The following is an 18,353-nucleotide window of genomic DNA, read 5'->3' as shown; positions in this document are numbered from 1 at the left end:
CCCAAACCCTCACCCCAGGATTTCGCGCATCGCCGTCAGAAAGGCGCGCACCTCGTCCAGACTGTTGTAATGCGCCAGCGACACCCGCACACAATCCGCCTGCCCCAGTGGCGTCAGGATGTTGCCCGAATAGTGATCCGCCTTGCGCATATGGGTGCGGATGCCTCGGTCGTTCAGCGCCGTCACCAGATCGGCAGAGCCGTGGCCCTCCGCCCAAAAGCCAACCAGCCCCTCACGCGCCGGGTTGTCGGTGCCGCCGACAATGGTCACCCCCGGCAGATCCGCCAGCCCGGTCAGGTTGCCGGTGCCATGCACCATCGCGTCACACAGCGCCGCCTCATGCGCGTGGATTGCCGTGCGCGCGGCGGTCAGCCGTCCGGCGGCGTCCCCGGCATCGGACACCTGCCCGCCCAGCCAGTCGAAATAGGCCACGACATCCGAGAACGTCGCATAGGCGCCCGTGTCGCGCGTGCCCAGTTCCCAGTTGCCCTCCGGCCCGCCAACCAGCGAATCATGCGCCAACGCCGTCAGCCGGTCCGAGGCCCAGGCGATGCCGTATCCATGGCGCGAGAACATCTTGTACGGCGAGACGACATAGCCATCGACACCGGTCGCGGCCACGTCGATGTGACCGTGACAGGCGTGCTGGATGCCGTCCACGATGATGAAACACTCGGGCGCAACCGCGCGGATCGCCGCCGCGATGCCCGCCAGATCCATGCCTATCCCCGTCACCGGAGAGGTGTGCAGCACCGTCGCCACCGCCGTCTGCGGCGTCACATGCGCGGCATAGGCCTCTGGCGTGACTTGCCCCAGCGCGTCGTCATGCGGGATCAGCACATGGTCACGGCCCGCCTGCGCCGCCCAGCGCGCCATGGCGCTGCGGGACGCCGGGTGTTCGACGGTCGAGCCCAGCGCCGTGCCCGGTCCGGCGCCCAGACACGCGTCCCGGATCAGCCGGAACAGCAGTTCCGTGCCGCTTTCGCCCACAACCACAGCACCACCCTTGGCACCAAGGAACAGCCGCGCATCGTCCCGCGCCTGCGCTATCACATCCACCAACGCCTTGGACGCCACGTTGTCCCGCCCCTGGTTGTCCGGGATCGCCGCAAACCGCGCCGAGGTCTCGACCACCTTGTTCAAGGTCAGCGCGCCACCGGCATTTTCAAAGAAAATGCGCTTGCCGGTAAAGGGGCAGTCGTCAACATGGGCAAAGCGCCCGCGAATCTCGCTCAACAATGCGTCGTCAAACATCAGTGCGGTTTCCTCTCTTCTTCGACCACGGCGCGCGCGGCCTCTTCGATATCGTCGGGATCGTTCGAGGGGATGGCATAGCCACCGCCCAGCCACTTTGCCAGATCCACATCGGCGCAGCGCTTGGAACAGAACGGCCGGTACTCCGCGTCACTGGCGCGGGCGCAAATCGGACAGCTCATATCACCTCCGTCAGGGCCACGCGGTCCCGCTTGCGCTGCAATTCCAGCAGGCCCAGCGTGGTCCACCCGGCCACAACCGTCTCGATCGTCTCAGTCTTGATCGCCGCCTTGATGACCGCCTCGACCTGACGGCGGTCCTTTTTCACCATCGGCGCGGGATCAACCACGATCTGACCGCCAAGACCCCGCAGCCGCAACTGCCGGGGCAGATCGCGCAACGCGGCAATGTTCGCCTTCAACCCCGCCGCAGGCGAGGTATCGCCGCCGGTGTTCACATCCACCGCCACAAGGGCCGAGGTCGGCTCGATCAACATGCTGCCGCCCGTGGGCAGCGCAACACGCGGCAGGCGCAGCGCCTCGACCAACTCGCCGATCTCATGCCGGGCAAAGCTGCCCTCGGCGTCGTCCACCTCTGCCGGGGCGGTCCATTCCCGCCACGCCAACGCATGGGGGCCATCGCCCTCCACCAGCATTTCGGCCTCGCCCTCGACATCCGCCATCACCGCCTTGGACAGGTCCAGCATGGCAAGGATGTCGTCCATCACCGCGTCCGCCTCATCGGGATGCGCCGAGGACCGCAGGATCAGGCCCGCGCCCTCAGGCAGGCCCGCCTCTGCCAGCGTCTCATGGGCGATTTCCAGCAGCGCATCGCGCACATCGTCGTCCCGGATCTGGCGCGAGACATTGATGCCCGGCGCGCCCGGCGTGACAATGGCATAGCGCGACTTGAACAGCAGGCGCGCCGTCACCGGGATCGCCTTGCCCGGCTCCGCATAGCCCGTCACCTGCACCAGCAGCCGGTCGCCGGGGCTATGCCCCTTGACCTGCCGCAGGAACGCAGGCCCGTCCGGCGTGCGCAGGAACAACCCGCCCTGCCCCTTCATGGGCCGCTCGACGATGCCGCGATAAATCGACCCCGGACGCGGCAGGTCACTGTCAATCAACAGATCCTCCAGCCGTCCGTCGACCAGCAGCGCCGCCGCCTCGCGGGGGCCCCACTGGTCCAATGCAATTGTTCTGCCCTTCATGACGCCGGTTTGTAGAGCGGATATCCCGCCGCTTGAAGCAGATTCGCCGTCTCTGTCAGCGGCAGGCCGACAACGGCGGTAAAAGACCCGTTGATCCACGGAATGAACGCGCCCGCCGGTCCCTGAATGGCATAGCCACCGGCCTTGCCGCGCCAGTCACCGCTGGCCAGGTAGGCGTTCAGTTCCTCGTTTGACAGCATCTTCATCTTGACCTGCGTGACCACGTCCCGCTCCCAGATCCGGTCGCCGCGCCGCACCGCCACGGCGGTCACCACCCGGTGCCGCCGACCGGACAGCTGCGTCAGGAACTGCGCCGCCTCTTTTTCATCCTCGGGCTTGCCCAGAATGCGGCGGCCCAGCGCCACGGTGGTATCCGCCGACAGCACGATCTCATCGGCGTCAGAGGGAATCGCCTGCGCCTTTTCGCGCGCCAAACGCACGCAATAGGGGCGCGGCAACTCACCCTTTTTGGGGTCTTCGTCGATGTCGGGGGGGCGGATATCGTCGGCGGTCACACCCAGTTGCGCCAGCAATTCGCGGCGGCGCGGGCTACCAGAGCCTAGGATAAGGCGGGGACGGTCGGTCATGGCGGCGTGCCTTTTGAACGGAACTCTGGCACGCGCCCTATCGCGCCCGGCGTCCGGACGCAAATTGTCTTGGCCGCGCGGTGTCGCACGGGTCCGGTCCGCAGCGGGCGCGCCATCGCGTCCGCCGCTGAAACGGCTTATTTGAAGCGGTAGTTGATGCGCCCCTTGGTCAGATCGTAAGGGGTCATCTCAACTTGTACCTTGTCGCCCGCGAGGACACGGATGCGGTTCTTGCGCATCTTTCCCGCCGTATGCGCGATGATCTCATGGCCGTTTTCTAGCTCGACCCGGAACGTCGCGTTCGGCAGGAGTTCCTTCACGACACCGGGAAATTCGAGCGTATCTTCCTTGGCCATGGTCTCTCCTGAATCGAAAACCGCGCTCTCGGCGCGGCGGGCGCAATATGAGCCTGTCGCGCCGGGTTTTCAAGTCACAAACGAGCGCGGGACTGTAACAGGCACCGCGTCATCGCGTCCCAACTGGTCGTCCCAATGGGTCCGGTTCAGGGTGACACCGTCCTGACGGACGTGCGCGATGGCGTCAAGATCGACCTCGGCATAGGTCCAGCCCGGCACGTTCAACGCCCCCTCGGCCAGAATGCCGGTGGCCGGAAAGCCCACGTCTGGCGGGCCAAACACCGCCCCCCGCCCCACGCTTTCGTCGATTGACTGGCTCCAGTCCGCTGTGCCCACAACAGAGGACATGATGGCCACGCATTGCGCCTCCAGCGCGCGGGCCTGCGCGCCGATCCGGACCCGCGAATGCCCCGACAGCGCCTCGGTGACAGAGGGCACCAACAACAGGTCCGCGTCTTGCAGCGCCCGTCCCAGCAAGGGAAATTCGCTGTCGTAGCAGATCAGGATGCCGATCTTGCCCAGCGCGGTCTCGAACAGCCGCAGCGGCCCGCCGGGGGCAATGTGCCACTCCTCGCGCTCAAACCGGGTCATGATCTGCTTGTCCTGCACCCCCATCCCGCCGGTCGGCGTGAACAGCCGCGCGCGATTGACAGGCCGCGCCGCCACGGCTGTGTCCACCACCGGCGCAGAGGCGGCAAGGATATGCACGCCGAACCGCCCAGCCAGATCGGAATGCAGCGCATCCACCGCCGGAATCCGCGCGGCCACCGCATGAATGGACGCCTCCAGATCCAGCGCCACCGCACGCCCGTCCAGCGTCGCCAGCTCCATCGCGCCATACTCTGGGAACACCAACAGTTGCGCGCCAGATCCTGCGGCCTCGCTCACCCACTGCGTCAGCTTGGCGACATAAGCATCCCAATCCGCAAGGAAATCCGCCGGGTATGACGCTGTTGCAACCTTCATGTCCTCTCCTCACATCTCACGAAGCCAGACCTGCAACGGCTTCACCGTCTCCACGTCCTGATCGACATCCTTCCACCGAAACCGCGCCACCGCGCCGTCCAAAGGGACATAGCCACGCTTGCGCCAGAACGGATCCAGCGGCGCGTAGCCCTCGGGCCGCAACGGATGATCCTCAGGCCGCACCACACCGCAAAACGCACTGTAGCGCCGGTTCAATGCCCGGCCATGCGCCTCTCGCAGATCGAAAAACCGATGCCCGATCCCGCGCGCCCGATACTCCGGCAACAACACCGATTCGGCACAGTAGAACACATCGCCCAGATCATAGCCCGTGCCCGCAAAGGCCCCGGCAAAATCATCGGCGTGATCCTCCATCGGCGTACCCGTGGCCGCCCCGACCAGCCGATCCCCGTCAAACGCCCCCACCAGAACCGCCCCCGGACTGTCCCGATAGGTCTGCAAATAGCCGCGCTCATACGCCAGATCCCCGTCATACAGATAGGGAAAGGCACGAAACACCGCGATCCGCAGCCGCGCCACGTCGTCCAGCGCCGCCTCCAGCGCCTGCCCCGTCAGTACCTCGACCCGCATCACGACACCTGCGTCATCCAGTCCGCAAGGTTGTAATAGGTCACCACGCGCGTGATCTTGCCGCCCTCAAGCGAGAAAAACGACCCCGCCGGCAGGCGATACGTCTGCCCCCGCGCCTCCGGCAGCCCCGCATCGGTCTTCAGATAGGTGCCGTTGACGATGTATTCCGCCGCCGCCCGCGCGCCGCCCTCGGCCTCAAAGACCACCACATCGCTCAGCTCTTCGCGGTAGCACCGGCTCATGTGATCGCAAAACGCACCAAACGCCGCCTTGCCAACCCGCACCTGCCCCTCGTTGACATGATGCGCCACGTCCTCGGACAGGCACGCCAGCATTCCCGCCGTGTCCCCGGCATTGAACGCCGCAAAATACGCCGCCACCACGTCGCTCGCCGTTGTCATCCGAACGCCTCCCGTTTCTTCTCTGTGAAAAATACCCATTTTCCCGCCCCGCGTCAGGCCGCGTCCCATGTTCCGCTCAACCGCGACACCAGCTGGTCGCGCGTCTGCCGAAAGGCGTTCAGCTTCTGCTCCCGCGTCTCGCCGATCCCCGTCGGGTCCATCACCGGCCAGTATTCCACCGTCAGATGATAATAGCGCGTCAGTTGCAACGCCCGCCGCTGCGAGGCCGGCGACAGCGTGACGATCAGGTCAAAACCGGACAGCATCTCACCCATCTGCTCCATCTCTTCAAAGCTGCGCGAGCGGTGGCGTTCCAGTTCCACGTTGATCTCGCGGCAGGCGGCGATGGCAAAGCCGTTGATTTCCAGATCGTTCATCACGCCGACCGACTGCACATACGTCTCTGTGCCGTACAGCTTTTTCATGATTCCTTCGGCCATCGGGGACCGCACCGCGTTGTGATCGCAGGCAAACAGCACCGACTGCGGCAACTCCGGCACCTCAGCCTCCGAAATGCAGCACGCAGATCAGGGTGAACAGCCGCCGCGCGGTATCGTCGTCGACCTCCACCTTGCCCTCCAGCCGCTCTTGCAGGATGCGCGCGCCCTCATTGTGGATGCCGCGCCGCGCCATGTCGATCGTCTCGATCTGGCTGGGCGGCAGCGTCTTGACCGCGTCGAAATAGCTTTTGCAGATCTGAAAGTAGTCTTTCACCACCTGCCGAAAGGGGGACAACGACAGGTGGAATTCTGCCGCCTTTTCATGATCCTCGGCGGTCACGTCAAAGACCAGCCGCTTGTCCCGGATCGACAGCCCCACATGATACGGCCCGTCCGGCACCGGCCTGTCCTCCCGCGCGGGCAGGACAAAGGAGTTTTCCTCCATCAGGTCAAACATCGCCACGCGACGCTCTTGTTCAATCTCCGGCGTTGGCGGCGGCAGATTGGCGTCGTCCAGTTCGATATGCGCGATGCGGGTCATGAGGGGCATCCTGAAAGCTCAAATTTGGCTTAGCGCGGCCTGCACGCGGGGGCAATGCCACCAAGGGCGCAAAAGCGCGCAGGATTGCCGGTCGGGAATACCTCACCCCCTGAAACCACGCCGCGAATGGCGCCGTGTCTTGGGGCATCGGCGGCCACAACGGCGCCGACATGACACAAACGGAGACAGCCCAATGACCCAGCCCCGCCCCCTCGCCCAGACCCTGCGCACAACCCTTGGCGCGTTTCTCATCGCCGCCACCGCCGCCACCGCCATCCTGCCCGGTGCCGCCGCCGCGAAATCATCGCGCGAATTCGGCCTGCGCCTCGCGCAGAGCGAACGGATTTCCGAACAGACAGAGACTCGCAAGGACAAAAAACCCTACGTCACGCAATGCGCCTATATCTCGAAAAAGCGCGCCAAGTATGCGCCCAAACATGTGACCGTCAAGAAGTACCGCAAAGTTGTGAACTGCAAAAAACTGTTCAAGAACAAGGTGATCCTGCGGCAATTCAAGATGGACCAGACAGAGGCGCAGATCAAGGCGAACGTCGCGGCCCAGGCAAACCGGCTGTGATCCGGCGCGGGCGGCGCGCAGCCCCGACGGCGCGCCGTCCCTACAGCAGGTCCAGCACCCGTTCCGGCGGACGGCACAGGCGCACCCCCTTGGCCGAACAGACCAGCGGCCGTTCCACCAATTCGGGATGTGCCACCATGGCGTCAAGGATTGCGTCCGGCGATACGCCCTCACCGGTCAGCCCCAATTCCTTGGCTGCCCCGCGCGCGGTGCGCAGCGCCTCGGACGGTTCCAGCCCCGCAACCGCGAACAGCGCCTGCAACTGCGGCTTGGTCCAGCCGGTGCTGAGATAAGGCACCACAACCGGATCAATGCCCGCCGCGCGGATCAGGTCCAGCGTCTCACGCGATTTCGAACATTTGGGATTGTGAAAGATGACGACGGCCATGGCCCCCTCCTATCGGTTGAGCTTGTCCAGCCGCGCGGTCACGCTCAGCCCATGCGCCTCAAGGCTCTCTGACCGCGCCAGCACCTCTGCCGCCGGGCCAATGGCGCGCAACGCCTCTGGCGTCATCCGCGCCAATGTGGTGCGCTTGACGAAATCCATCACGCTCAGGCCGGACGAAAACCGGGCAGAGCGTGCGGTGGGCAAGACGTGGTTCGGCCCGCCGACGTAATCGCCAATGGCCTCGGGCGTCCACTGACCCAGAAAGATTGCGCCTGCATGAACGCATTTGTCCGCCAACGCCTCCGGGTCAGCGACGCAAAGCTCCAGATGTTCGGGGGCAATCCGGTTTGACAGCGCCGCCGCCTCGTCCAGATCGGCCACCGTGATCACCGCGCCATAGTCACGCCATGACGCGCCCGCGATGGTCCGCCGTTCCAGCGTTTGCAGGCGTTTGTCCACCGCCTCTGCCACGGCGCGGCCAAATTCGGCGTCGGTGGTGATCAACAGCGATTGTGCGCTCTCATCATGTTCCGCTTGGCTCATCAGGTCCAGCGCGATCCAGTCCGGGTCATTTTCGCCGTCCGCAATCACCAGAATCTCAGAGGGACCGGCGATCATGTCGATGCCGACCTTGCCAAACACCCGCCGTTTCGCAGCGGCGACAAAGGCGTTGCCAGGTCCGGTGATCTTGTCCACCGGCGGAATGCTGTCGGTGCCATAGGCCAGCGCCGCAATCGCCTGCGCGCCGCCGATGCGGTAGATCTCATCGACCCCGGCAATCCGCGCCGCCAGCAGCACCGCCGGGTTCACCACTCCGTCCGGGGTCGGCACACAGATGGCCAACCGCTCTACCCCGGCCACCTTGGCGGGAATCGCGTTCATCAGCACCGATGACGGATAGGACGCCAGACCGCCCGGCACATACAGGCCCGCCGCCGAAACCGCCGACCAGCGCCAGCCCAGCGTCGCGCCCTCCGGGTCGGTCCAGCTCTGGTCCTGCGGCATCTGGCGGACGTGATAGGCGCGGATGCGTTCGGCGGCTGTTTCCAGCGCCTGCCGCTCCGGGTCCGCGACCTGCGCGCAATACTGCTCGATCTCCGCCTCGGAGAACCGCAGCTCCGCCGCGTCCAGTTCCAGCCGGTCGAATTTCGCCGTCAACTCCAGCACCGCTGCATCGCCGCGCGCGCGCACGTCCGCGATGATCCCGGCCACCACCGAATCCACGTCCGGGCTGTCCTCCCGCTTGGCGCCCAGCAGCGCCTGAAAGGCGGCCTCAAAATCGTCCTGACGGCTGTCGAGAAATACGGGCATCGGCCCCTCCAAACGTTCCCGGTCACAAAGACTGCGCCTGCGCAAACCTTACCAGAAGATAAATTCGTCTCTGTAACCCATTGATTTCAGGTGACCGAGGGCCTGTCCACGCGTGGACACCCCTTAGCGACCTGCCGCTCAGGCCCCATGATCCGGCAGCTTGCGCGAGGGGGCCAGATAGGGCCGCGTCACGTCCCGCAGCGACACCTCCAGCGCCTCGACCCGCGCCTGCAAGGCCCCGTCGCCGGCCAGCGTCAGAACCACCGCCCCGTCCGCATCCTCGCCCGGTTCAAAACTGATCGCCAGCACCTGAAGGATCATGTCCTTGTCCGCCCTGTCGACCCCCTGGCTCGCCACGCCCAAGACGTTGTCGATCACCAGCAGCGATTGCACCCGCTCCACCGGACGGCCGCGTTTCTGCGCGGCCTCCACATCCTCCCAGCGGATGCGGTTCAGCAGCAGACCCAGCCGCCGCCGCCCCGCCTGCCAGCGAATTTCCGTCACCGGCAGGACCGCGTCCTGTGCCAGCGAGGAAATCACCTGCAAATCCTCGGCGTCCAAAGCGCCCAGATTCAATGGCCGCTCACCACCATCCTCGAAACGTGCGTCCTCGGTCATATGCCCTTGATCCGTTCGATCTTGGCGCCCAGCGCCGACAGCTTGTCCTCGACGTTCTCATAGCCCCGATCCAGATGATAGACCCGGTTCACAACCGTCTCGCCCTCGGCCGCCAAACCGGCAAGGATCAGCGACACGCTGGCCCGCAGGTCCGTGGCCATGACGGGCGCACCTCTCAGCCGTTCCACCCCGGACACCTTGGCGGTGCCGCCATGCACATCGATCCGCGCGCCCATCCGGATCAGTTCGGGGGCGTGCATGAATCGGTTCTCAAAGATCTTTTCCTCCAGCAGAGAGTCGCCCTCAGCGGTGCACAGCAGCGCCATCATCTGCGCCTGCAAATCCGTCGGAAATCCGGGGAACGGCTCTGTCGTCACATCCACGCCCCGCACCCGGCCAGTCCTGCGCCGCACGGTCAGCCCGGCAGGCGTTTCTTCGACGTCGATGCCCGCCGCATCCAGTTTTTCACAAAAGGCCGACACCAGATCGATCCGCCCGCCAAGGCAAGTCACCTCTCCGCCGCAAATCGCCGGGACCAGCATGTAGGTCCCCAGCTCGATCCGGTCAGTGACAACCGCGTGGGTCGCGCCCCCCAGCCGGTCAACGCCCTGGATCGTGATGGTCGAGGTGCCCTCACCGTCGATCTGCGCGCCCATCTGGCGCAGACACTGTGCCAGATCGACGATCTCCGGCTCGCGCGCCGCGTTTTTCAGCACCGTGGTGCCCTTGGCCAGCGTCGCGGCCATCAACGCGTTTTCGGTCGCGCCTACAGACACAAAGGGAAAGTCGACCACACCGCCGCGCAGCCCGCCCGCCGGTGCCTTGGCATGCACATAGCCATCGCGCAGGTCCAGTTCCGCGCCCATCGCCTCGAACGCCTTGAGGTGCAGATCCACGGGACGCGCACCAATCGCGCAGCCGCCGGGCAGCGACACTTCGGCATAGCCAAACCGCGCCAGCAGCGGCCCCAGCACCAGGATCGAGGCGCGCATCTTGCGCACGATGTCATAGTCGGCCCGCTGCGTGGTCAGTCCGTGTGACGACATGGCCAGCACCTTGCCATCCGCCAATGTCGAGACCTCGGCCCCCAGCGACTGCAACAGCAACGTCATGGTGCGAATGTCCGACAGGCGCGGCGCATTGGTCAGCGTCAAAGGCTCTTCGCTGAGCAAGGTCGCCGGCATCAGCGTCAGGCAGGCATTCTTGGCCCCAGCGATGGGAATATCCCCGTTCAGCGGGCCATTCCCGGTCACAACAATCGAATCCATACCTGTCCTAGTCCTCGTTCGGCGGCGTGCTCTTGTCCTGAGACGTGTCGTCCGCCGGTGTCTTCCGGGCGCGGGCCTGAGCCTTGCGGCGCGCGAGATTGGACTTCAGCGCCGCTTTCAGCCGCGCTTCCTTGTCGTCGGTCCCGCCCTGCCCGCGTTGTGTGCCTTGCCGCTTCATGGCGCGGGTGTATCGCAGCCGGGAAACCGGGTCCAGCCCGGGACACGGCGCGCGCTAAGGAACCGGCCCGACAACGGCGGATTTTTCCAATCGACCTCTTGCGCGGTCCGAAAATTGGGTCTAAGAGGCCCGCCACACGCTGCTGACGCCCAGTGGTACGGTGATGCTTTTACACCGGACGGACGACGGGCAAAGGCAGATGTGGCATAAGGGCTGTTCCAGAGCCCGCTTGCGTAGGGAAGAACACTTGCGCTGGCCGTCTGGAAGACAAGATGCTGTGGTAGCTCAGTGGTAGAGCACACCCTTGGTAAGGGTGAGGTCGAGAGTTCAATCCTCTCTCACAGCACCATTTTCCCCGTTTCGTCCACTTGCAATCATGCCTCGATTGGTTCAGTTGCCACGTCCCTGTTGCCCGAGCCGAAGGCACGTTTTGGCGCGATCAGGACTCGGCGTCTGTCGCGCTGTCGCCTCTATTGTTATCTACGGACATATGGTTGGGATCATTTCGACAGCGAACGGAGTGCGCAAACAAGCATTGCGACAAGATCGCCGCCCAACCGACTGACAAATCAATATTTTTTCTCGAAATCAAAAGATGCCCGATTGTAAGGGGTTTGCGCCAAAAGTCCCGCTTTGGAAAAAAGCCAGCGGGTGTGAACTAATCCACAGACAAGTCATGCGCCAAAGATCTGCTCACAAACACTAAAATGAAACAATCCCCCGATCAGCATCACCCCCAAAGGTCTCCTTGTGACGACGGTGATCCGTACACGGACCAAAACAAATGGCACAAGTCCTCGAATACCTGTGAACTTATCGCTTCAGTGAAATTATGGTCGATCAATGAGGCGGGCTTGGGGGAATTCAGTGCAATATGTGAAACTTCATGAACCTCGTTTCCAGCACGGAATGCTGCTCGGTCACCTCAGGCAAGAGCTTGTAAATCAGGTGTAATTCCTGTTTCGCCTGAAAAACGCGTCAAACGGGGATCAGCGCTGCCAGACTGGCACATAATCGCCCTGCCGCTACAGCCATCGCCGCCCCGCGCCAAGGGCTTGCCAACGCCCTATCCAAGGGCCTATCCGTCTGTTTCGGGCCATCAGCCCGCGCCTTTCGGAACGGATGACCGTGCTCCTCTATCGCCTGCTCCTCAGCTTTTTTGCCGCCTTTGCGCTGGCCCGCACCCTGGCGCGGGACGGGGCAGGTGCTGCGCGGAAACGGCTGTCGCCCGGACCTGCGCCCGAGGGTCGTTTTGTCTGGCTGCACGGCGCATCAAATGGTGAGCTTGCCTCTGTCCAGCCCCTTCTGGAACGGCTTGTCGCGGCGCGCCCCGATCTTCGCTGGCTGGTGACCTCCAACACCGAAACTGGAGTCACTCTGGCCGACAGCTGGGGGTTGCCCGGTGTCGAGGCGCGCCTTGCCCCGCTGGATTTGCGACGCCCCACCGCGCGCCTGATGCGCGATTGGCAGGTATGCGCCCACATCACGCTGGAATCCGAACTTTGGCCAAACCGGTTTGTCACCTGCCCAGGCCCGGTCCTTTTGTTGGGCGCGCGCATGACAGAGGGCACGGCGCGCACCTGGGGTCGATTCCCGCGACTGGCGCGCACAGTGCTATCCCATGTCACACTTGCCGCCGCACAGGACAGCGGGTCTGCTGAACGGTTGATCGCGCTAGGTCTGCCGCCCTCGGCGGGTGGACCGGTCACCGATCTCAAGGCGTTTTTCACTGCCCCCCTGCCGCCGGACGACTCCGCGCTTGACGCCGCCTTTCCTGTTGCGCGGACATGGCTGGCCGCCTCCACCCATGATGGCGACGACACTATCGTGCTGTCAGCCCACGCGCTTTGCCTGAAACAGATCCCGGATCTGCGCCTGATCCTTGCCCCGCGCCACGCACGCCGGGCCGAGTCAATTGCCGCCGAGGCCGCTCAGATGGGTCTGACTACCGCCCGGCGCAGCCTGGGCGAGGCGCCGGGCACCGCACAGGTCTATATCGCCGACACCATGGGAGAGATGCCGCTTTGGTACGCCCGCGCGGGCCGGGTGTTCATCGGCGGCACGCTGAGCGACCGGGGCGGGCACACGCCCTATGAACCCGCCGCCTATGGTGCTGCCCTCTTGCACGGGCCCGACACCCGCAACTTTGCCGCCGCCTACACGCGCCTGGCGACCGCCGGGGCAAGCCTCGAAATCCACGATGCCGAGGGGCTGGCTCAGGCTCTATTGTCACTCGACACGCCCGACGCGCAACAGGCCGCGGGCGACAAGGCAACAGCCGCGCTGCGACAGGATACAAGCCTCGACAGCCTTGCCACAGCTCTGCTCAACCATCTACCCCGTCCCTGACCACGCTTGAACCGCTGGCAGTTTCCCTTATCTTTCCATCAACTGACAACCGGAGCCGGGAATTGATCCAGTACAGCCTCAAATGCGCCGACGGCCACCAGTTTGACAGCTGGTTCCAGTCAGCGTCCGCTTACGACAAGTTGCGGGCCACCGGCCATGTCGCCTGTGCCGTCTGCGGGTCCGCCAAGGTGGAAAAGTCGCTGATGGCCCCGCGGGTCGCGCATGGAGAACAGCCAAAGGCCAAGACCCTCACCGCCCCCAAATCACCCGCCGAACAGGCGTTGGCGGCCTTCAAGGCCCATGTCGAGGCGAATTCCGACTATGTCGGAGGCCGCTTTGCGCAAGAGGCGCGGGCGATGCACGCAGGCGACGCGCCGGAACGCCCGATCTGGGGAGAGGCAAAGCAGGATGAGGCCAAGGCCCTGATCGACGATGGCATTTCGGTCGCCCCCTTGCCATTCATGCCAACCCGCAAGAGCAACTGACATCGCGTCTGTCGGGGTGACACATCAAACGCATTCGAAAGGCCCACCATGCAAGTCCTGATCACGGGGGCCAACCGGGGCATCGGTGCCGCCCTCGACAACGCCTTTGCCGCGCGCGGAGTATCCGTTCTGGGCACAGCCCGCGATCACCGGAACTACTTGCCGCTGGAGGTCACTGACCCTGCGTCGCACAGTGCCCTTGCGGAACGCCTGAAGGGACAGGCCATCGACGCGCTGGTTTGCAACGCCGGGATCTATCCCGACAAGGGGCAGACTCTGGATGACGGCTATCCTGCCGACATGTGGGCGCAGACCTTTGCGGTGAATGGCACCGGGGTTTTCCTGACGGTGCAGGCGTTGTTGCCCAACCTGCTCCTGTCCGACAAACCGCGCATCGCCATCATCTCTTCGCAGATGGCGTCCCAGACCCGCGCGCCGGGTGGCAGCTACATCTACCGCGCGTCCAAGGCGGCGGCGCTGAACCTGGGCCGCAATCTGGCGGCCGACCTGAAACCGCGCGGCGTAGCGGTTGGCATCTATCACCCCGGCTGGGTGCGCACCGATATGGGCGGCAGCACTGCCGACATCACCGTCGACGAGGCGGCACAGGGTCTTGTCGAGCGCATCGACGCGCTGTCGATTGGGACCACAGGATGCTTTGAGACGTGGGATGGCCGCGCCCATCCCTATTGACCGCCTCGCGCGCCTGTCATCAGGGCGAAAACCACGCCCTGCCGGCCCAGTCCCCTGCCTGATCCCTTGTCCGCTCACCTGCGGCCAAAGCGCCCTTGCGCAGAGCAGAAACGCAGCGTAAACGCCCTCCGATCAAAAGGGGACCGTTCGATGCCCGTGCTCGTGATGAAATTCGGCGGCACCTCTGTCGCCACGCTGGACCGTATCCGCCGCGCCGCCAAGCGCGTGGGCGTCGAGGTGGCCAAGGGCTATGACGTCATCGTCATCGTCTCTGCCATGTCGGGTGAGACCAACAAACTGGTCGGCTTTGTCGAGGAAACCTCGCCTCTGTTCGACGCGCGTGAATACGATGCTGTCGTGTCGTCCGGCGAGAACGTCACCGCCGGCCTGATGGCTCTGACCTTGCAGGAAATGGACGTGCCCGCGCGCAGCTGGCAAGGCTGGCAGGTGCCGGTCATGACCACCGGCGCGCACGCCAACGCCCGGATCGAGGATATCCCGACCGACAACATCTCGGCCAAGTTCGGCCAAGGCATGAAGGTGGCAGTGGTCGCGGGGTTCCAGGGCATCTCGCCCGAGGGCCGTATCACAACGCTGGGTCGAGGGGGGTCGGACACGACCGCCGTGGCCTTTGCCGCCGCCTTTGGCGCTGTGCGCTGTGACATCTATACGGACGTCGACGGCGTCTATACCACCGACCCGCGCATCTGTGAAAAGGCGCGCAAGCTGGACAAGATCGCCTTTGAAGAGATGCTGGAAATGGCCAGCCTGGGTGCCAAGGTGCTGCAAACCCGCTCTGTCGAGCTGGCAATGCGGTTCAAGGTGCCGCTGCGGGTGCTGTCGAGCTTCGAGGAAATGGATGACACGGCGGGAACGCTGGTCTGCGACGAGGATGAGATCATGGAAAGCAATGTTGTGGCCGGTGTGGCCCATTCCCGCGACGAAGCCAAGATGACGCTGGTCTCGGTCGCTGACCGGCCGGGCATCGCCGCCGCGATCTTTACGCCGCTGGCAGAGGCCGGGGTAAACGTCGACATGATCGTGCAGAACATTTCCGAGGAAGGGCGCACCGACATGACCTTTTCCTGCCCCACCAATCAGGTGGCGCGCGCCGAAAAGGCGATGGAAGAGGCCAAGGCCAAGGGCGAGATCAACTTTCACGGCATCGTTGCCGACACCAATGTGGCCAAGGTTTCCGTTGTCGGGATCGGCATGCGCAGCCACACCGGCGTGGCGGCCAAGATGTTCAAGGTGCTGTCCAACGACGGCATCAACATCAAGGTGATCACCACCTCCGAGATCAAGATCTCGGTGCTGATCGAGCGGAAATACATGGAGCTGGCCGTTCAGGCGCTGCACGATGCGTTTGAACTGGACAAAAGCGCCTGACAACTGATCCCTGACGTGGTTGGTCGCGTCGCCTGACCCGAAAACCGTTCTGCCAATCGGCGCGATGACAGGGCCATGCCGGGCACCGGATGCCCGGCATTTGGCCGTCTCTGATCGGATCAACCTGCATTTGATACCCGCATAACGGGAAATTTGATCCCGCCATGACGAAAAGCGGTTTCCCTTGTGCGCCCGATTGCTCTATTCCTGCGGATCGCATCCACCGGGGACGCGCGGGGGGCAAACCCATGCCGACAAACACCGAATCGGAAAGCCGCAAGCTGCTTGGCCGCTTGCGCGACACGATGGCCGAAGACGCTGCCGGTCAGGCGCGGCTGGACAAGATCACCCATCTGACCGCGGATTCGATGGGCACAGAGGTCTGTTCGATCTACCTTTTCCGCGATCCTGAAACGCTGGAGCTTTGCGCAACGCAGGGTCTAAAACCGGAGGCCGTCCATCAGACCCGCATGAAGCTGGGTGAGGGTCTGGTCGGTCGCGTCGCGCGGACCGGCAAGACCATCAACAGCGCCGATGCGCCAAAAGAACGCGGCTTTCGCTACATGCCCGAAACCGGCGAAGAGATCTATTCCAGCTTTCTCGGTGTTCCGATCCAGCGGCTCGGCTCCAAGCTGGGGGTGCTGGTGGTTCAGTCGAAACAGGTCCGTCAGTTCACCTCCGACGAGGTTTACGCGCTGGAAGTCGTCGCCATGGTGCTGGCGGAAATGTCCGAACTTGGGGCCTTTGTCGGAGAGGGCGCGGCGCTCAAGGCGCGGCACACCCAGTCGATGCTGTTCCGGGGCGGCACCGGACAAGAGGGCAGCGCGATGGGCAATGCCTGGTTGCACGAACCGCGCGTCGTGGTCACCAACCTGGTCTCTGACGATCCCGACTCCGAACTCAAACGCCTGAATGCGGCTGTCGATCAGTTGCGCGTGTCCGTTGATCAAATGTTGGCCGGCGCGGGGGGCGAAAGTGCGGAAGGCGAACACATTCAAGTGCTGGAGGCGTACCGCATGTTCGCCAATTCCAAGGGCTGGATGCGCCGCATGGAAGAGGACATCGCCCGCGGCCTGTCGGCCGAGGCCGCCGTGGAAAAGGAACAAAGCACCGCCCGCGCCCGCATGGCGCAGGTCAACGACGCTTACCTGCGCGAACGTCTGCACGACCTTGACGACCTGTCGAACCGCCTGCTGCGCATCCTCACCGGACAGGGCCGCCAGACCGGCGCAGAACTGCCCGAGAACCCGATCCTGATCGCCCGCAACATCGGCCCGGCCGAATTGCTGGAATACAACCGCAAGCTCAAGGGCGTGGTGCTCGAAGAGGGGTCCGTCGGCAGCCATGCCGCCATTGTGGCCCGTGCACTGGCCATTCCGCTGGTGATCCACGCCGAACGCATCACCAACGAGGCGCTGAACGGCGACCAGATCCTTGTCGACGGCGATCAAGGTGTGGTCCACCTGCGCCCCGATGAGACCGTGGTCAGCGCCTTTCGCGACAAGATGGAGATGCAGGCCAAGGCGCAGGAACGCTATGGCTCTATCCGCGACACCCCCTGCGTCAGCGCCGACGGCGTGCGGATGAACCTGATGATGAACGCGGGTCTGATGGCCGATCTGCCCTCTTTGGAAGATTCCGGCGCCGAGGGCGTCGGACTGTTCCGCACGGAATTGCAATTCCTGATCCGCAACAAGATGCCAAGGCGGACTGAACTGGCAGACCTCTACACCCGCGTGCTGGACGCCGCCAAGGGCAAGCGCGTGATCTTTCGCACCCTCGACATCGGATCCGACAAGGTCCTTCCCTACATGAAGTCGCTGGATGAGCCGAACCCGGCACTGGGCTGGCGCGCGATCCGTGTGGCGCTGGATCGTCCCGGGGTCATGCGGATGCAGTTGCAGGCGCTGGTGCGTGCCGCAAATGGCCGCCCCCTGACGATCATGTTTCCCTTCATCGCACAGTATGAGGAATATGCCCGCGCCCGCGAGGAAGTGGGCAAGGTTCTGGCCCGTGAGCGCAGGCTGGGACACGCCGTGCCGGAAAAGTTGGAGGTGGGCACCATGCTGGAGACGCCCAGCCTCGCCTTTGCCTCACAGCGGTTCTTTGAGGAAGTGGAGTTTCTGTCGATCGGCGGCAACGATCTCAAGCAGTTCTTTTTTGCCGCCGACCGCGAAAACGAAATGGTCCGGCGCCGCTATGACACGCTGAACGTCTCGTTTCTGAGTTTCATTGGCGACATTGTGGCACGCTGCGAAAGCACCAAAACCCCGCTGAGTTTCTGCGGCGAGGATGCTGGCCGCCCGATAGAGGCCCTGTGCCTTGCCGCCATTGGCCTGCGGTCATTGTCGATGCGCCCCGCGTCTGTCGGCCCGGTCAAAAGCCTGCTGATGCGCTATTCGCTGAAGGAAGTGCGCGACGTGATCGAAGAGGCCAAGCTGCGCGGCGAACAATCTGTCCGGCAATCGGTCATGGACTACCTGCGCGACAACGCCTGATCGGACCGCTGGCAACGGCGCCAGTGAGCCGGCGTGTGGGCAACCCGGAACGGCCTGCTGCATGGCTTGCCACCATGTCTACTGCGCAATAGCGCACCCCTAGTGACCCGGTCGGGAGGCCGGTGTCCAGACGCCTCCCTTGTCCCCGCGCCTGCGTCGGGCAGCTGCGTCGGGCAGCGAGGAATCTTCTTTGGCCAAAGCGGACCGTGCCGGTCATGAAAAAACCCGGTCGCAGCCTTCGGCAAGCGACCGG

Annotated in this window: 21 protein-coding genes and 1 tRNA gene; 7 read left to right on the top strand and 15 right to left on the bottom strand. The window is 64.2% G+C overall.

The features are described 5' to 3' along the window. Positions 1-9: 9 nt before the first annotated feature. The 10 genes from CHB90_RS05510 to CHB90_RS05465 form a co-directional block, all read right to left on the bottom strand. Positions 10-1,254: an aminotransferase class V-fold PLP-dependent enzyme gene (locus tag CHB90_RS05510; RefSeq protein ID WP_089276859.1), complete on the bottom strand. Its 1,245-nt coding sequence runs from the start codon at positions 1,252-1,254 to the stop codon at positions 10-12. Continuing rightward, positions 1,254-1,436 carry a DNA gyrase inhibitor YacG gene (locus CHB90_RS05505; protein WP_089276858.1) on the bottom strand — a complete coding sequence of 61 codons (183 nt, stop codon included), beginning with the start codon at positions 1,434-1,436 and terminating at the stop codon, positions 1,254-1,256. Before CHB90_RS05505 ends, CHB90_RS05510 begins: the two co-directional genes overlap by 1 nt. Next, positions 1,433-2,464 (bottom strand): ribonuclease E/G, encoded by a 1,032-nt coding sequence (locus CHB90_RS05500; protein ID WP_089276857.1) that lies wholly within the window; start codon positions 2,462-2,464, stop codon positions 1,433-1,435. The genes CHB90_RS05505 and CHB90_RS05500 overlap by 4 nt, the downstream gene beginning before the upstream one ends. Beyond that, positions 2,461-3,051 (bottom strand): Maf family protein, encoded by a 591-nt coding sequence (locus CHB90_RS05495; RefSeq protein WP_089276856.1) that lies wholly within the window; start codon positions 3,049-3,051, stop codon positions 2,461-2,463. Before CHB90_RS05495 ends, CHB90_RS05500 begins: the two co-directional genes overlap by 4 nt. 137 nt (positions 3,052-3,188) lie before the next feature. Next, positions 3,189-3,407, bottom strand: coding sequence for a translation initiation factor IF-1 (gene infA, locus CHB90_RS05490; protein ID WP_005978431.1), 219 nt, complete (start codon positions 3,405-3,407; stop codon positions 3,189-3,191). Between the two features lie 69 nt (positions 3,408-3,476). After that, positions 3,477-4,373: a carbon-nitrogen hydrolase family protein gene (locus tag CHB90_RS05485; protein ID WP_089276855.1), complete on the bottom strand. Its 897-nt coding sequence runs from the start codon at positions 4,371-4,373 to the stop codon at positions 3,477-3,479. Positions 4,374-4,382: 9 nt separating this feature from the next. Beyond that, complete coding sequence (locus CHB90_RS05480; protein ID WP_089276854.1) at positions 4,383-4,964, bottom strand: GNAT family N-acetyltransferase; 582 nt, start codon at positions 4,962-4,964, stop codon at positions 4,383-4,385. Continuing rightward, the gene (locus CHB90_RS05475) at positions 4,964-5,365 is read right to left on the bottom strand and encodes a ketosteroid isomerase-related protein (RefSeq protein ID WP_089276853.1); all 402 of its coding nucleotides are present in this window, start codon (positions 5,363-5,365) and stop codon (positions 4,964-4,966) included. Before CHB90_RS05475 ends, CHB90_RS05480 begins: the two co-directional genes overlap by 1 nt. A 53-nt stretch (positions 5,366-5,418) precedes the next feature. Next, on the bottom strand, positions 5,419-5,865 hold the full coding sequence (locus CHB90_RS05470) for an arsenate-mycothiol transferase ArsC (RefSeq protein WP_089276852.1): 447 nt from the start codon (positions 5,863-5,865) through the stop codon (positions 5,419-5,421). A 1-nt stretch (position 5,866) separates the two neighbouring features. Further along, positions 5,867-6,346: a UPF0262 family protein gene (locus CHB90_RS05465; protein WP_089276851.1), complete on the bottom strand. Its 480-nt coding sequence runs from the start codon at positions 6,344-6,346 to the stop codon at positions 5,867-5,869. 193 nt (positions 6,347-6,539) lie between these two features. On the opposite strand from CHB90_RS05465, the gene CHB90_RS05460 reads away from it, so the two are divergent. Next, the gene (locus CHB90_RS05460) at positions 6,540-6,923 is read left to right on the top strand and encodes a hypothetical protein (protein ID WP_089276850.1); all 384 of its coding nucleotides are present in this window, start codon (positions 6,540-6,542) and stop codon (positions 6,921-6,923) included. 40 nt (positions 6,924-6,963) lie between these two features. Here CHB90_RS05460 and arsC read toward each other — a convergent pair whose 3' ends face one another. The 5 genes from arsC to CHB90_RS26480 form a co-directional block, all read right to left on the bottom strand. Next, positions 6,964-7,311: an arsenate reductase (glutaredoxin) gene (gene arsC / locus CHB90_RS05455; RefSeq protein WP_089276849.1), complete on the bottom strand. Its 348-nt coding sequence runs from the start codon at positions 7,309-7,311 to the stop codon at positions 6,964-6,966. A 9-nt stretch (positions 7,312-7,320) separates the two neighbouring features. Then, entirely contained in the window at positions 7,321-8,622 is a 1,302-nt protein-coding gene (gene hisD / locus CHB90_RS05450) for a histidinol dehydrogenase (protein ID WP_089276848.1), read from the bottom strand. A 138-nt stretch (positions 8,623-8,760) separates the two neighbouring features. Further along, positions 8,761-9,240 carry a DUF2948 family protein gene (locus CHB90_RS05445; protein ID WP_089276847.1) on the bottom strand — a complete coding sequence of 160 codons (480 nt, stop codon included), beginning with the start codon at positions 9,238-9,240 and terminating at the stop codon, positions 8,761-8,763. Beyond that, positions 9,237-10,508: a UDP-N-acetylglucosamine 1-carboxyvinyltransferase gene (gene murA, locus CHB90_RS05440; protein WP_089276846.1), complete on the bottom strand. Its 1,272-nt coding sequence runs from the start codon at positions 10,506-10,508 to the stop codon at positions 9,237-9,239. The genes CHB90_RS05445 and murA overlap by 4 nt, the downstream gene beginning before the upstream one ends. A gap of 7 nt (positions 10,509-10,515) precedes the next feature. Further along, complete coding sequence (locus tag CHB90_RS26480; protein ID WP_170940988.1) at positions 10,516-10,686, bottom strand: hypothetical protein; 171 nt, start codon at positions 10,684-10,686, stop codon at positions 10,516-10,518. A 274-nt stretch (positions 10,687-10,960) separates the two neighbouring features. Between CHB90_RS26480 and CHB90_RS05435 the strand changes: the two genes are divergently transcribed. The 6 genes from CHB90_RS05435 to ptsP all read left to right on the top strand — a co-directional run bounded on the left by CHB90_RS05435 (position 10,961) and on the right by ptsP (position 18,100). Continuing rightward, positions 10,961-11,035 (top strand) — tRNA-Thr (locus CHB90_RS05435). A 773-nt stretch (positions 11,036-11,808) separates the two neighbouring features. After that, positions 11,809-13,035 (top strand): 3-deoxy-D-manno-octulosonic acid transferase, encoded by a 1,227-nt coding sequence (locus CHB90_RS05430; protein ID WP_245823172.1) that lies wholly within the window; start codon positions 11,809-11,811, stop codon positions 13,033-13,035. A 62-nt stretch (positions 13,036-13,097) separates the two neighbouring features. Continuing rightward, on the top strand, positions 13,098-13,520 hold the full coding sequence (locus CHB90_RS05425; protein ID WP_089276845.1) for a DUF1178 family protein: 423 nt from the start codon (positions 13,098-13,100) through the stop codon (positions 13,518-13,520). A gap of 48 nt (positions 13,521-13,568) precedes the next feature. Continuing rightward, positions 13,569-14,213, top strand: a complete 645-nt coding sequence (locus CHB90_RS05420; protein ID WP_089276844.1) for an SDR family oxidoreductase — start codon at positions 13,569-13,571, stop codon at positions 14,211-14,213. Between the two features lie 150 nt (positions 14,214-14,363). Further along, complete coding sequence (locus CHB90_RS05415) at positions 14,364-15,602, top strand: aspartate kinase (RefSeq protein WP_089276843.1); 1,239 nt, start codon at positions 14,364-14,366, stop codon at positions 15,600-15,602. Positions 15,603-15,850: 248 nt separating this feature from the next. Then, positions 15,851-18,100 carry a phosphoenolpyruvate--protein phosphotransferase gene (gene ptsP / locus CHB90_RS05410; RefSeq protein ID WP_089276842.1) on the top strand — a complete coding sequence of 750 codons (2,250 nt, stop codon included), beginning with the start codon at positions 15,851-15,853 and terminating at the stop codon, positions 18,098-18,100. The last annotated feature ends 253 nt before the right edge of the window (positions 18,101-18,353 follow it).

This window comes from Antarctobacter heliothermus, assembly GCF_900188425.1.
GTDB classification, from domain to species: domain Bacteria; phylum Pseudomonadota; class Alphaproteobacteria; order Rhodobacterales; family Rhodobacteraceae; genus Antarctobacter; species Antarctobacter heliothermus.
Note: the sequence above shows the minus strand (reverse complement) of the source record. Positions and strands in the feature narration are given on the sequence as shown.

What these genes read in the sequence shown, in the direction of transcription:
- CHB90_RS05510 (WP_089276859.1), bottom strand. Translation starts at nt 1,254, where the DNA reads ATGTTTGACGACGCATTGTTGAGCGAGATTCGCGGGCGCTTTGCCCAT.
- CHB90_RS05505 (WP_089276858.1), bottom strand. Translation starts at nt 1,436, where the DNA reads ATGAGCTGTCCGATTTGCGCCCGCGCCAGTGACGCGGAGTACCGGCCG.
- CHB90_RS05500 (WP_089276857.1), bottom strand. Translation starts at nt 2,464, where the DNA reads ATGAAGGGCAGAACAATTGCATTGGACCAGTGGGGCCCCCGCGAGGCG.
- CHB90_RS05495 (WP_089276856.1), bottom strand. Translation starts at nt 3,051, where the DNA reads ATGACCGACCGTCCCCGCCTTATCCTAGGCTCTGGTAGCCCGCGCCGC.
- infA (WP_005978431.1), bottom strand. Translation starts at nt 3,407, where the DNA reads ATGGCCAAGGAAGATACGCTCGAATTTCCCGGTGTCGTGAAGGAACTC.
- CHB90_RS05485 (WP_089276855.1), bottom strand. Translation starts at nt 4,373, where the DNA reads ATGAAGGTTGCAACAGCGTCATACCCGGCGGATTTCCTTGCGGATTGG.
- CHB90_RS05480 (WP_089276854.1), bottom strand. Translation starts at nt 4,964, where the DNA reads ATGCGGGTCGAGGTACTGACGGGGCAGGCGCTGGAGGCGGCGCTGGAC.
- CHB90_RS05475 (WP_089276853.1), bottom strand. Translation starts at nt 5,365, where the DNA reads ATGACAACGGCGAGCGACGTGGTGGCGGCGTATTTTGCGGCGTTCAAT.
- CHB90_RS05465 (WP_089276851.1), bottom strand. Translation starts at nt 6,346, where the DNA reads ATGACCCGCATCGCGCATATCGAACTGGACGACGCCAATCTGCCGCCG.
- CHB90_RS05460 (WP_089276850.1), top strand. Translation starts at nt 6,540, where the DNA reads ATGACCCAGCCCCGCCCCCTCGCCCAGACCCTGCGCACAACCCTTGGC.
- arsC (WP_089276849.1), bottom strand. Translation starts at nt 7,311, where the DNA reads ATGGCCGTCGTCATCTTTCACAATCCCAAATGTTCGAAATCGCGTGAG.
- hisD (WP_089276848.1), bottom strand. Translation starts at nt 8,622, where the DNA reads ATGCCCGTATTTCTCGACAGCCGTCAGGACGATTTTGAGGCCGCCTTT.
- CHB90_RS05445 (WP_089276847.1), bottom strand. Translation starts at nt 9,240, where the DNA reads ATGACCGAGGACGCACGTTTCGAGGATGGTGGTGAGCGGCCATTGAAT.
- murA (WP_089276846.1), bottom strand. Translation starts at nt 10,508, where the DNA reads ATGGATTCGATTGTTGTGACCGGGAATGGCCCGCTGAACGGGGATATT.
- CHB90_RS26480 (WP_170940988.1), bottom strand. Translation starts at nt 10,686, where the DNA reads ATGAAGCGGCAAGGCACACAACGCGGGCAGGGCGGGACCGACGACAAG.
- CHB90_RS05430 (WP_245823172.1), top strand. Translation starts at nt 11,809, where the DNA reads ATGACCGTGCTCCTCTATCGCCTGCTCCTCAGCTTTTTTGCCGCCTTT.
- CHB90_RS05420 (WP_089276844.1), top strand. Translation starts at nt 13,569, where the DNA reads ATGCAAGTCCTGATCACGGGGGCCAACCGGGGCATCGGTGCCGCCCTC.
- CHB90_RS05415 (WP_089276843.1), top strand. Translation starts at nt 14,364, where the DNA reads ATGCCCGTGCTCGTGATGAAATTCGGCGGCACCTCTGTCGCCACGCTG.
- ptsP (WP_089276842.1), top strand. Translation starts at nt 15,851, where the DNA reads ATGCCGACAAACACCGAATCGGAAAGCCGCAAGCTGCTTGGCCGCTTG.